We start from the raw sequence: 13632 nt of genomic DNA on the forward strand, positions 1-13632 counted from the left end.
ATGAAGTTTGTGTGACATCTGTTCGGTCGTGGCCGGCGACAACCGCCTACGTCCTGACAGCAGGTTGTTGCCGATCTGCGGCTTATCAGAAAAGGATCTTGTCGTGATGCTTGCTCGCCCGTCCCGTCGTCGTAACAACGCCCCCTCGTCCCAACGAGAAACCGCTGACCCGGCGCTGTGGCTGCTCAAGCCGCTGGCGCAGGCTGTGGCGTTGTGTCTGGTGGCTGGCAGCGCGCACGCACAAACGGCATTCAGCTCGGGCTGGTTTGCCGCCAAGGGTGCCGCCCAGCAAAGCGCAGCGGCCCGACCGAACGCGGGCGGGTTGCCGGGCATGGCGCCGCCGCTGGCACAGCAGCAGAAAGCCACTCAGCAGTTGCAACGCTCGATTCAGACGTTGAACAACACGGTGGCCGCGATCGCCGCGCAACAGGCTGCGCAGGCGGCCGGTCGGGCGACTGCGTTGGGTTCGGTGCAGTTCGTCCCGGACGGTCTCGGCGAGGGCGGTCTGAAGGTCGACAACAGCCTGACGCAGGGTTGGCAGAACGCCAAAGGCCCGCAGCAGACCCAGGCTGATGGCAAGACCCAAGTGCGTATCGAGCAGACGGCGGATAAGGCGATTCTCAATTGGGAAACCTTCAACGTCGGCCGTAACACTACCGTCGAATTTGCCCAGCAGGCGAATTGGGCGGTTCTGAACCGGGTCAACGATCCGACGGCGCGGCCGAGTCAGATTCAGGGCCAGATCAAGGGCGACGGCACGGTGATGCTGATCAACCGCAACGGCATCGTCTTCAGCGGCAGCAGCCAGGTCAACGTACGCAATCTGGTCGCCGCCGCTGCCAATATCACCGACATTCAATTTAGCGAGCGTGGGCTGTATGTCGACAGTAGCGCCAGTCAACCGACCTTCACTGATGCCGCCGGCAAGGTACTGGTAGAGCGCGGCGCCACGATTGCAACCCACAAGCCCGGCAAGTCCACCGATGCCGGCGGCTATGCCTTGCTGCTCGGCAACGAAGTGCAGAACGACGGCAGCATCAGCACCGCCAAAGGCCAGACCGTGCTTGGCGCGGGCGATCGTTTTTATATCCGCAAAGGCTCGGGTACCGAGGGCAACGGTTTTTCCACGACGTTCGGTAACGAGGTGGTTCCCGGCTTCAACGCCGATTCCGCCGCCGGCAAAGTCAGTAACCAGGGCTTGATTCAGGCAGCAACCGGCGACATCACCCTGACCGGGCATGACGTGCAGCAAAACGGCGTGGCGCTGGCCAGCACTTCGGTGGCCACGCGCGGCACCGTGCATTTGCTCAACCCGGCAAGTGACAGCACCGGCAGTGTCACGCTGGGGCAGGGCAGTGCCACGGCCATTCTGCTCGACAGCAGTGACCTGACGGCGCTCGACAGCCAGCACCAGGCGGCGCTGACCGGGGTCAACGCCAACAACAGAATCCGCAGCGATCAGTCGCGCATCGACATTCAGAGTGGCGGCAGCGTCGAGTTCCAGCAGGGTTCGATCACCCTCGCGACCGGTGGTCAGGTCGCGGTGACAGCGGGGCGTCGCAGCGTGGTGCGCGACGGCGCGATGATCGATGTGTCGGGGGCCATTGGCGTGAAAGTCGCGATGGAAAACAACAGCATCAAGATCAACGTGCAAGGCAACGAGCAGCGTGATGCGTCGGTCAATCGGGAAAAAGGTGCGCTCAACAGCAACGATATCTGGGTCGACGTGCGTGAACTGGTGCATGTGCCGGCCGGCACCAATGGTTATGCCACGGATCGCTGGTACACGGCGGGCGGATTGCTTGAGGTGGGCGGCTACCTTGGCACCCAGGGTCATGGCATCGGCGAGTGGATGGCGCAGGGCGGTACGCTGAGCTTCGCTGGCAATGATGTGGTCACCGAGAAAGGTTCGCTGATCAATCTGTCGGGCGGCACGCTCGATGTGCAAAGCGGCGAGATTCGCCAGAGCTGGCTGCGCGGCGCGGATGGCAAGTTGTACGAGGTGTCCCGCGCACCGGGAGACCTGCTCTACACCGGGTTGTACAAAGGCTACGAGAACAGCAGCGCACGCTGGGGCCAAAGCCACTATTACTACAGCCCGTTGATCGCGCCGGGCAGTCGTCGGGAATCCGGCTACACCGTGGGCCGCGATGCCGGTCAGTTGGTGATTGCCACCGGTAATGCCGTACTTGAGGGGCAGATGCTCGGTGAGGTCTATCAGGGCGAGCGCCAGACCCAGGCACCGCGTGCGGTCATCGATGGCTACGCGCAGAGCCAGACCGCGCTGGCCCGGCGTGGGCAATTGATCGTCGGCAGTTATGACCCGGCGTATATCGCGTCGGCCGGGGGCTTGTTGTACAGCCTCAACCCGTTGCTCGATCAGGTGCAGCTCGGCGGCGAGCGCCCGGTCGATGCCGGTGATACCGGACTTGCCGGGGCAGTTGCCGAGGCGCGCCAGGGCAAGTTGTATCTCGACACCGCGCAGCTCGACAGCTGGCGTCCGGGGGCAGTGAAGATTGCTGCGAGAGACCGCATCGAGGTCAACGATGCACTCAGCGTGGATGCCGGTGGCGACATCACCCTGTACGCGCCGGATGTGCAGGTCAACGCCGACCTGACCGCACGCGGCGGCAGCCTGCAACTGGGCAACGTGCTCAATCAACTGTTGTCGACCACCCGCACCGACACGCTGATCACCGCGCAAGCGGGCAAGCCGACCCGAGTTTCGCTCGGCGACGGCGTGCGCCTCGACACTCGCGGGCTGTGGAGCAACCTGCGCACCAACCCGGATGACAGCGCCAGCCTGGCCTATGTGAACGCTGGCCGCGTCGCGATACGCAGCAGTGGTGATATCGAGATCGGCAGTGGCAGCCTGCTCGACGCGACTTCCGGCGGTGCGGTGTTGGTCAACGGCAAGACCCGCGGCGGCAAGGGCGGGGATGTGACGCTGGAGTCCAACGCCATTACCGCCCCGGGCGCCACGCATCTGCGTCTCGACGGCGACATTCGTGGTTATGGCGTGACGGGCGGCGGCACCTTGACGATTCAGGCCGGCAAAGTGCTGATCGGCCAGACCGACCAGGCGCTGGCCGATGACACGCTGCAATTGAATTCGAATCTGTTCAATAAAGGTTTCGCCGCTTACAGCGTCATCGGCCTGAAGGGGCTGGACCTTGCCGACGGTGCGGCGATCGATGTAACGATGCCGGTGTACCGCTTTGCCGAGGCGGCTGCCAGCCAGGCCAGCGGTGCCGATCCGCGCTCGGCACTGCAATTGTGGACCCCGGACTTGTACCAGCAGGATCCGCTCAAGGGCGTGCTGACCCAGCGCGCGGGCGCCAGTCTTGCGTTGCAGGCCGGCGCCAGCCGGATCGGGTTGATCGACCCGACTACCAGCACCCTGACGCTGGGCCAGCGCTCGCGGATCACGGTCGACCCCGGCCAGCGCATCGACCTGCGCGGCGGCGGGCAAATCACCGTCAACGGCGAACTGAATGCCTGGGGCGGCTCCATCGACATTCGCCAGCAGCAGTTTGCTGCGATCAACCCGGCAACCTTCGGCGACAACCTTGGCCCGCAGGCTCATGATCGCTCGATCTGGATCGGTGAACAGGCAGTGCTCGATGTCGCCGGTCGATCGGCTACGGCCAGCGATGTGCTGGGGCGTACCTACGGCAAGGTCGACAAGGGCGGCAGCATCGTCATTGGCGGCGAGATCAATGCGCAACAGGCCACGGCGACGGCGGCGGATGCCTACATCATTGTGCGCGAGGGCGCGCGGCTGGAGGCGAGCGGCACCGAGGCGGTGATCGATGTCGTGGGGCAAGGTCAGACCCGAGTCGCCAGCGACGGTGGCCGGATCAGTCTGAGTTCCTACAACGGCCTGTACATCGATGGTCAGCTTCAGGCTGCGGCGGGTGGTGCAACGGCTGCAGGCGGGCAGTTGGAGATTGCGCTGGATACGCCGCTGTACCTGCTGTCGGCAGCGCAGAACACGGTGCGCCGTCCGCGTGAAATCGTCATCGGTCAGCAAGCGCAGGCCGCGTTGCTGCCGAATGATTTGCAGCCAGGCGCTGCCGATGACGGCTTGCACTATGGCCAGGCACGTCTGAGCGCCGACCGCTTGATGTCCGGCGGTTTCGACAATCTGAGTCTGTTCAGCAACGGCCTGTTGTCATTCGATGGCGATGTCGATCTGCACATGAAGCAGAGCCTGAATGTGTATGCCGGTGCGTTGTCGCTGGCAGAAAATTCGCCGGACGCGTCGCGTATCAATCTGACGGCGCCGTACATTCGCCTGTCCGGCATCGGCACGTATTTTTCCATCCCCGGTTCTATCCGTCCGCAAGTGCTCAACAGCCCGACCCCGGCGTTGTCGTCCGCGCAATTCACAGCGTCGGCGGATTTGCTCGATGTGGCCAACAGCCTGTCTTTCGGCGCCAAGGGCTCGGTCGCGCAATTGAATGCGCCGGCCAGCGAGGTCAGCCGACGCGGCTTCGAACAGGTGACGCTGGGCAGCCGTGGCGACCTGCGTTTCCTCGCGCCGGCCGACAAAAGCAAAACGCAGTTGTGGACGGCGGGCGACTTGAATCTCACGGCAGCGCAGATCTATCCCGCCAGCGGCGTTACCGCCGAAGTGCGCGTCGGCTATCAGGACGGCACTGACGACCCGGTGCATACCCTGCGCGTCGCTCAGAACGGGCCGGCACCGGTCGCGCTGCCTTACTCGGTGTTTGGCAGCCTGTCGCTGATCGCCGGCCACATCGAGCAGGGCGGCACGCTGCGCGCACCACTTGGCGCGATCAGCCTGGGCGATGATATCTTCACCAAGACCCGCGAGCTGAACCTGCTGCCGGGCAGTGTTACATCGGTCAGCGGCGCCGGTCTGCTCATGCCTTATGGCGGCACCACCGATGGCATCGACTATCGCTATGACGGCGCGTCGGTGGTGTTGCAGGGCATCGCCGGTGGGCCTGCAGGCGTCACGCTGAAATCGCAATATGTCGATGTGCAGAACGGCGCGGTTATCGATCTGTCCGGTGGCGGTGATCTGCGCGGCGCCGGGTTTGTCTCGGGACGCGGCGGTTCCACCGATGCCCGTTTCAACCCACTGGTGCGCAATGCCGCCGACGGCACTTTCAGTCTGCCGGGGCTGGCCAGTAATCCGGTCTATGCGATCGTGCCGGGCAACCAGAGCGCCTACGCGCCGATGCTGGGGGAGGCGGGTGCGGTCGATCCGCGTATTGGCCAGCAGGTGACGATTGGCGTCGGCGTGCCGGGCCTGGCGGCTGGTACCTACACGCTGCTGCCCTCGACCTTTGCCTTGCTGCCCGGCGCGTTTCGGGTCGAGGTCAATGGTCAGGTTGCGCAAAGTCTCACAGGCGCCGCGCAGCAAATGCGCAACGGCTCATGGAACAGTGCCGGGCAGATGTCGATCGCCAACACCGGCGTGCGCGACAGTATCGCCAGCCAGCTCATCATTACTTCGGCTGACGTGCTGCGCCGTTATTCGCAGTACAACGAAACCAGCTTCACCGATTTCGTGCGCAGTGACGCCGCGCGGCGTGGCGTGCCGCGAGCGCTGGCGCCGATGGACGGCAAAACCCTCAACCTGCTATTGCTTCAGGGCGGCGAGCGCGACAGTGCCGTGGATTTCAATGGCCAGGTCCTGTTCAAGCCGACCGCAGGCGGCATGACCGGTGGCGCGGTGGTACGCGGCGGCGCGGACGAGATTGAAGTGCTCGGTGCCGGACACCAGCGCAGCGCCGGTTTCAGCGGCGTGTCGTTGTATGCCGAGACCCTGAACAGGCTCAACGCCGGGCGCTTGACCCTCGGTGCACAGCCAACCGTGCAGTACGCCACGGCTGGCAATATCATCTCGTTCGAGGGCGCGATGTCGGCGATCACCTTGCGCGAAGGGGCGATTCTGTCGGCCCCCGAGGTGGTCTTGCGGACCAACACAGCGCGCGGTGGCATCACGGTCGAAGCCGGCGCCGGGATCAACACGCTCGGCCGTGGTGAGGTGTCGTACGACTCTTCGGCCGGCTATATCTATCAGCCGGGCGCGGCGAGCCTGCTGCTCGCATCCAACGGCTGGACCAACGTCCTTGCGCCGGAAGTGAACGACAGCACGGCGGCCGGGACCATTTGCATCGGCACTTGCCTGGCGCAGGTGTGCAAGGCGCCGGCGCTGCTGTATTCGGCCGGTAGTATCACCGCCGCCACTGACAAACAGTTCGAACTCGGCGAGTCGGTACGCTTCGGCACCCGCCACCTGACCCTCGCCGTGGGCAATGTGAACGCCGGCAGTGCCCAGGCGCTGGCCGCAGCGGGCGAGCGCGTGCCGGCGGGGCTGACCCTCAGCCAGAACGTGCTTGACCGGCTGCTGCAGGGCGACACGCAGTACGGCGCTCCCGCACTGGAAACCCTGAGCCTGACCGCCCGCGACGCTTTCAATTTCTTCGGCAGTCTGTCCCTCGATACGCTGGACCGGCAGACCGGCCAGAGCCGATTGCAGAATCTGATTCTGACCACGCCGGCCATTTACGGTCAGGGCGAGGCTACTGACGTGGCCACCCTCCGTACTGCCCGGCTCACCTGGAACGGCGCCCCGCAGCGTCCCGGCAGTGTCGTCAGCCTGGGGGCTGGCACCGGGGCAGGCACACTGGACATTCAGGCGCAGCGCATCGAATTCGGTTACGGCCCGAACCCGCAAGCCAGCGGCCTGGATCAGAACGATCGCCTTGCGCTGGGGTTTGCCAACGTCAACCTGAGCGCCAGCGAGCGCATCACCGCCAACCATAAGGGCAGCCTCGCGGTGTATCAGCAACAGGGCGCGTACGACCCGGTCAACGGCTACGCCTACAGCGGCGGCAATCTGACCCTGCGCACGCCTTTGCTCACGGGCGAAGCGGCTTCGGTCAACGCCTTCAGGGCCGGCAACGATTTGCTCCTGACCGGTAGCGGCGGCCAGGCATCGGCCGATGCGCTGGGCGCCGAGCTGACGCTCGCGGCGCGCAATGTCGTGATCGATGGGCGCATCGCTTTGGCCAGCGGCAAATTGACAGTCAAGGCAGAGGACGACCTGACGCTGACCAGCAACGCAGGGCTGGATCTGGCCGGTCGCACGTTGGTCTTCAACGATGTCAACAAATACAGCTGGGGCGGTGATGTGGCGTTGTTCAGCCACAACGGCAATATCCGCCAGGCCGCTGGCTCGCGAATCGATCTGTCGGCGCAGAACCATCAGGCGGGCAGCCTCAGCGCAGTGGCGCTTGCGGCCGACGCCGGGGTAGTCGACCTGCAAGGCGAGATCCTTGGCGCCAGCGGCGGTTATTACGACGCCGGCGGCACGCTGGTGCCGTACAAGGCCGGCGGCGTGGATATCCGGGCGCAAAACCTGGGCGGCGAGCTGAGCGAGCAATTCGCCGCGCTCAACCAGCGCTTGAATGCCGGCAAAGTGTTCGGCAGCCGTAGCTTCCAGCTCAAGCAAGGTGATCTGCTGATTGGCGATGGACTCAGGGCCGGTGAGGTCAATGTCTCAGTGGACAATGGCAGCCTCACCGTGGCCGGCGTGATTGACGCCAGTGGCGAGCGGGTCGGCAACATTCGTCTGTCGGCGAAAAACGGTCTGACAGTGGCCGGCAATGCGCTGCTCGATGCTCACGGCCGGGTGCTGCGGGTCGACAGCTACGGCAAGCTCATCGACGCACCGAACCGCGCCATGGTCGAACTCAACGCCGGGGACGGCACGCTGACTCTCGCCTCCGGTGCCCGTATCGATCTGCGCCACGGCACCGATGCGCCGGTCGGCAATCTGCCAGGGCAGAACGATGGTCTGCCGCGCGGCACGCTTGAACTCAATGCGCCGCGTCTGGGCAGCAACGACATCGCCATCGACGCCAGCGGTACGCTGACCGTGCAAGGCGCACGCTCCATCGGTCTCAACGGTGTGCGCCGCTACAGCGATGCCCGCGACGGCGTTGATCCGGCCGCCAGTGGCCGGCCGTATCAAGTGATCGATCAGGCGCTGTTCGATCGCATCGATGTCGACAGCACCTACTTCATTGATGCCGCGCTGGCCAACTCGGATCTGCTGCAACGCAAACTCGCCGGCCTGAACAATGCCACGTATGCCGATGCGTTCCATCTGCGTCCGGGGGTCGAGATTGTCAGCAACCGCAGCGATGGCGATCTGCTGGTTGAGGGTGATATCGACCTGTCACGTTATCGCTATGCGAGCCTCAATCCGCACACGCAGAAGACCGCGGTTTACGGCTCCGGCGAATCCGGCAGCCTGGTCATGCGCGCCGGTGGCAATCTCGATATCCACGGCAGTCTCAACGACGGTTTCGCGCCGCCGCCGGAAACGGTCGATGACGCCGGCTGGAAGCTGCTGCCGGGGGTACAGCCGTTTGGCGGCGACCTGATCGTGCCCGGCAGCGGCGTGACCCTGGCCGAAGGTACGCAATTTCCCTCGGGCACAACACTGAACTACGACCTGCCGATTCAGGCCAGCACGTTAGCCAGCGGCACAGTGCTGCCCACTGACGGGACGCTGGCCGAGGCTTACACAATCAGCGCCGGAACCGTGCTGGCGGGTGCGATCCACGATGCGTCGGGCAATTTGTTGTACGCCGCCGGCACCTTGCTGCGCGACAGCGTCAGTCTGCCTGCCGGCAGTCGCCTGGGCGCCGGCACTCGCTTGAGCAACGCCACGGCGCTGCAAGCGATGCTCTGGCCCAAGGGTGTGCCACTGCCCGGCGCGCTGGGTGTCGACAACACCACCGTCGGCGTCAAGTTGAGCGGCGCCCTGGCGCTGTTGCGCGGGTCGCTGATTCCGTCGATGACCGACGTGGTCCTGGCCGACGGCACTGCGTTTATCGAGCTGCGTGGTTACAGTAACGCCACCCAGCAGGGCAGCAACTGGGCGGTGGCGAGCCTGTTGCCATCGGGCAGTGCCTCGTGGTCGATGCGCGTGGTGGCCGGCGCCGATCTGGCGGCGGCCGATACCCGCGCGGTGAAACCGTTGACCAGCGACGGTGATCTGCGTCTGGCCGACACCCATTACGGTTTGAAAGTGGTCGAGAAACAACTCGATACCGTCTGGGCTGAGGGCAACCCTATGGGTTACCCGGCGGGCGATGTGGTCAGCGCCGACGACCTGTACCTGTGCGATATCCTGCCGGGCGCCTGCATCGCACCGGCCAAGTTCCTCTGGGCCCCGGACAACATCGCCGGCATGCCGGCGGGTACGCCGGTCACCGATGACGAGATGTTCTGGTGCGATGCCGATCCTGCGTCCTGCACGCCAAACAAGGGCGGCATCACGGTTTCTCCGCACACGCAGATGTTCAGCGTGCTGCGCACCGGCACTGGCGATCTCGACCTGCTGGCGGCCGGCAATCTGAGCATGGACTCGCCGTTCGGTGTGTACACCGCCGGCACCCAGGCCAGCGATGTCGATCCGCGTTTCAATCAGCCGCGCGGCCGCCTGACCGACAACGGCAGCGTATTGGGCAGCGGCGGCGCCGACTATGAAAAGTGGGTGGATGGCGGTGCCGACAGTCTCTACCAGGCCTGGTATCCGACGCTTGGCGGCAATCTCACTGTCCATGCCGGCGGGTCGCTTTCCGGCGATACGGTTGGCCGTCGCGCCGTCAACTCGCAAGCCGACCTTCGCGAACAGGTCGCCAGTGTCTCGGTGGGCAACTGGCTGTGGCGCCAGGGCAGTGGCAACGCTGACGTGCCCACTGCGTGGTGGATCAATTTCGGCAGCTATGCGACCCAACCGCTGCCGGATCAAAGTGTCGATACCGGGCCTTATCTGGTGGGTTTCACCGGATTTGGCACGCTGGGTGGCGGCAATATCAGCCTGCGCGCCGGTGGCGATGCCGGCATGCTCAAGACGCTCGGCGACACGCAGTTCAATCCGCGCAGTCAGGGCTTGATCGTGGCGGTGGGCAGTACCGGGCGAGTCGCCAGCGACGGCAGCCTGCAACTGACCGGCGGCGGCGACATGGACATTCGCATCGGCGGTACGCTCAACCCATCGTTGCAGGCTCGGGCAGGGCAGAACGGCATTTCGGTACCGCGCCATGACCTGCAAGGCGCATTGATCAACCTGCGCGGTGCGGCCGAGATGAACAGTGCCGCGCTGGGCGGCATCAACTTGCAGTACGGCGCGTCAGCCGCCCTGCAGGACCCGCGCGAAGTACGTGCCTACGATCCGTTCACGGCAACGGTTGGCAATGCCGGCGGAGGCCTGGCGCTGATCCCCGGCGACTCGGGGATGCGTTTGAGCACACGCGGCGATCTGGTGTTGGGTGGCGCGGCGGATCCAGGTCGGGTGCGCTTGCAGAACTCGACGCCGTTCACCGATCATGACGGCGTCGAGCATGCCGGCGGCGGCTTGAGCAGTTTTTCGCTGTGGACCGATCACACCGCCATCGAGCTGTTTTCCGCTGGCGGCAATCTCGCGCCGAGCACCCAGATGGCCGAGTTCTACAACGGCCAATTGGTCACCGGCAGCAACACGGCGCCGACGGATGGCCGCTTTGTCTATCCGTCGATCCTGCGCGCAGTCGCGGCACAGGGTTCGATCTATGCCGGCCCGTCCGCCGCCTACAATCAGGCGAGCGCCTATCCGTTGCTCGCATATTCGCTGCTGTTGGCGCCGTCCAACCGAGGGCAGCTGGAGCTGCTGGCCGGTGACTCGATCTATGCCGGCGGCTATGCCATCAATCAGTCCGGGGCGAACTTGTCGGCCATTGCTACACCGTTTGCTCCAGCCTTCAACGGTTTTGCCAGCAGTACCTCCGGCAGGCCACTTGTGAGCAACTACAGCAGCGATGGCACGCAGGCCAATAAAAATCTGCGTTACCCGCTGTTTGCCTTCGGTGCAGACACGTATTCCTCCGCCAGCGCAGTGCAGGCGCCGGCGCGTTTCTATGCGTTGAGTGGTGATCTGGTGGGTGTTCGCAGTGGCGAGACGCTGAGCTTTTCACCGTCGAACCAGACCTGGTACGAAGCCGCCGGCCCGGTGTGGATGCTGGCAGGGCGCGACATTGTCGCCTCCGGCACTTTCCTCGGCCAGCCATCGACCGTGGCCGATGACATTGGCAGCGGCGCCAATGCGGCGACGTCTACCGGTAATCTGTTCATCCATAACGATCCCCGGGATGTGTCACGGGTCTCAGCGGGGCGCGACATTCTCTACAGCAGCTTTGACATCGCCGGTCCCGGCCTGCTGGACATCAATGCCGGGCGCAACATTCTCATGGAGGACCGCGCCAGTGTGACCAGCCTCGGGCCGATTGCCGCAGGCGATAACCGACCGGGCGCCAGTGTTGTGCTGCAAGCAGGCGCGGGCGTGCAGGGGCCGGAGTATTCACGCTTCATCGCGCGGTACCTGAACCCGCAAAACGTCGCGGACTCCGCTGTGGCCCTCAGCGCGCAACCGGGCGAAGTGGTCAAGACCTACGTCGAAGAACTGCAGAGCTGGCTGAGCCTGGGTTATGGCTTCAAGGGTAGCGATGAGCAGGCGCGAGCCTTCTACGCCACACTGCCGAGTACCGAGCAGGCGATCTTCGCCCGTCAGGTGTACTTCGCCGAACTGCGCGCCGGTGGCCTGGAATACACCGATGCCGATGGCCCGCGCACCGGCAGTTACCTGCGCGGTCGCAACGCCATTGCGGCGCTGTTCCCGACCACCGATGTGGCCGGTAATCCAATCCGCTACGACGGCGATATCACCCTGTACGGCGGCGCCGGGGTCAAGACGCTGTTTGGCGGCGATATCCAGATGCTCACGCCGGGCGGTGGCCAGGTGTTTGGCATCGAAGGCGCGGCGCCGCCGTCGACAGCGGGGATCATCACCCAGGGCTCGGGCGACATTCAGTTGTACTCGCAGGGCAGCATTCTGCTCGGTCAGAGCCGGATCATGACCACCTTCGGCGGCTCGATTCTCGGCTGGTCCGCCGAGGGCGACATCAACGCCGGTCGCGGCTCGAAAACCACCGTGGTCTACACACCGCCAAAACGTGTGTACGACACCTGGGGCAACGTCACGCTGTCGCCGTCGGTGCCGAGCACTGGCGCCGGTATCGCCACGCTCAACCCGATCGCCGAGGTGGCACCGGGCAACATCGACCTGATCGCGCCACTGGGCACCATCGATGCCGGCGAGGCGGGGATTCGCGTCTCCGGCAACGTCAACATTGCCGCGCTGACGGTGGTCAACGCCGCGAACATTTCCGTGCAAGGCAAAGCGACCGGCGTGCCAGTGGTGTCGGCGGTCAACACCGGCGCAATTACCTCGGCCAGTTCGGCGGCTACCTCGGCGACCCAGGCTGCGGAAGACGTCGCCCGTCAGCAACAGGCAGCGGCGCGGCAGAACCAGGCCTCGGTGTTCACTGTGCAGGTGCTCAGCTTCGGCAATGAGCAACTGGCACCAACGCGCGATGGTGCCAGCCGAGCGCCGACGACGGGCTACAACCCGGACAGCCCGGTGCAGGTACTCGGCGCCGGGGCGCTGGATGAACAGGCGAAGCAGCAGCTGACCGAGGAGGAGCGTGGGCAGCTGACGTTGTAAAAGGACTCTCGTGTAGTACGTTTGGGCGGCCGGTTGGCCGCCTTTTTTTATGAGTGGTTATGGATATTTTTTACGGGCGTGCAATACGGTCAGAATATTGATCTGGTCTGTCACCCGATAGACCAGTAAATAATTCGAGTTAATGACCATTTCGCGAGTGCCCGGTATTCGGCCGGAGCGGAAACCATGCGGAATCCAGGAAAGCCTTCGCGCTGCCGCGCTGAGCTTTTGGTGCAGTGCAACTGAAGCGACAGTGTTGCGTTGTTCAACGTATTCGATGATGTCAGCCAGATCTCCAAGAGCCGGTTTGCTCCAGTTAACCGGCAGCGCGTCGATTCTTGCGCCTCTCTTCCAGCATCTGGCCTAGCAGCACCATTGCCTCGTCGTGGGGAACAGGCGGGCGTGGATCATCAAGTGCGGCTTGTACCTTGGCCCGATACCAACGGTCATAGCTCGCAGCCGCTTCTTCGGTTTCGAAGTCTGAAACGATAAGTGAAAGTTCAGCGCTCATCATGACCTCCATGATCAATGTGAAGCAGTCTAAGGGGATGTGGGCTCGTTGTCGTCACTGGCGGGACGAGGGACTCATCATCTCCAAACAGACGATGCAAATCTGTCAGACGCTTCGCTTGTGATGCACGTGAAGTCGATCAGGGGTGTAGTTCGATTCTGTAGGAAATCAGTTTTTGGCGATCGGGCTGACAGCTTCCAAATATGGCTCGGCGCCAACCCATGTCCTCATGTTGTCTTCGGCGGCTCGATTCTCGGCTCCTACCCCGAGGGCGGCCGGTTGGCCGCCTTTTTTAGAGTGAATGGGTTCGGGGATATTTTTGTCGAGCGTGAAGTACCCTCAGAATTTGGATACCCCCGTTCACCCGATAAACCAGAAGATAGTTAGGATGGATCACCATTTCGCGAGTGCCAGGCACCCGACCGGATTGGTAGCCGTAGGGGATGGAAGAAAGTTTTGCGCTGCGGCTCCCGCTTTGCGTCGGAATGAAACCGATGCACCGGAATTGTATTGGTCGATGTACTCAAAG

General features: G+C 64.0%; 4 protein-coding genes. 1 reads left to right on the forward strand and 3 read right to left on the reverse strand.

What is annotated here, in order from left to right; genetic code table 11:
* Nucleotides 1-106: 106 nt before the first annotated feature.
* Nucleotides 107-12592, forward strand: coding sequence for a filamentous haemagglutinin family protein (locus tag BLU71_RS06745; RefSeq protein ID WP_083352620.1), 12486 nt, complete (start codon nucleotides 107-109; stop codon nucleotides 12590-12592).
* A gap of 57 nt (nucleotides 12593-12649) precedes the next feature.
* Here BLU71_RS06745 and BLU71_RS06750 read toward each other — a convergent pair whose 3' ends face one another.
* The 3 genes from BLU71_RS06750 to BLU71_RS28100 form a co-directional block, all read right to left on the reverse strand.
* Nucleotides 12650-12928: a type II toxin-antitoxin system RelE/ParE family toxin gene (locus BLU71_RS06750; RefSeq protein ID WP_331717131.1), complete on the reverse strand. Its 279-nt coding sequence runs from the start codon at nucleotides 12926-12928 to the stop codon at nucleotides 12650-12652.
* The gene (locus BLU71_RS06755) at nucleotides 12909-13103 is read right to left on the reverse strand and encodes a stability determinant (RefSeq protein ID WP_083352622.1); all 195 of its coding nucleotides are present in this window, start codon (nucleotides 13101-13103) and stop codon (nucleotides 12909-12911) included. The genes BLU71_RS06750 and BLU71_RS06755 overlap by 20 nt, the downstream gene beginning before the upstream one ends.
* A gap of 292 nt (nucleotides 13104-13395) precedes the next feature.
* The gene (locus tag BLU71_RS28100; protein ID WP_083352623.1) at nucleotides 13396-13503 is read right to left on the reverse strand and encodes a type II toxin-antitoxin system RelE/ParE family toxin; all 108 of its coding nucleotides are present in this window, start codon (nucleotides 13501-13503) and stop codon (nucleotides 13396-13398) included.
* Between the last annotated feature and the right edge of the window lie 129 nt (nucleotides 13504-13632).

The sequence above is a fragment of the Pseudomonas moraviensis genome (genome assembly GCF_900105805.1).
In the GTDB taxonomy this organism is placed as follows: Bacteria; Pseudomonadota; Gammaproteobacteria; order Pseudomonadales; family Pseudomonadaceae; genus Aquipseudomonas; species Aquipseudomonas moraviensis_A.

What these genes read in the sequence shown, in the direction of transcription:
- BLU71_RS06745 (WP_083352620.1), top strand. Translation starts at nt 107, where the DNA reads ATGCTTGCTCGCCCGTCCCGTCGTCGTAACAACGCCCCCTCGTCCCAA.
- BLU71_RS06755 (WP_083352622.1), bottom strand. Translation starts at nt 13,103, where the DNA reads ATGAGCGCTGAACTTTCACTTATCGTTTCAGACTTCGAAACCGAAGAA.
- BLU71_RS28100 (WP_083352623.1), bottom strand. Translation starts at nt 13,503, where the DNA reads ATGGTGATCCATCCTAACTATCTTCTGGTTTATCGGGTGAACGGGGGT.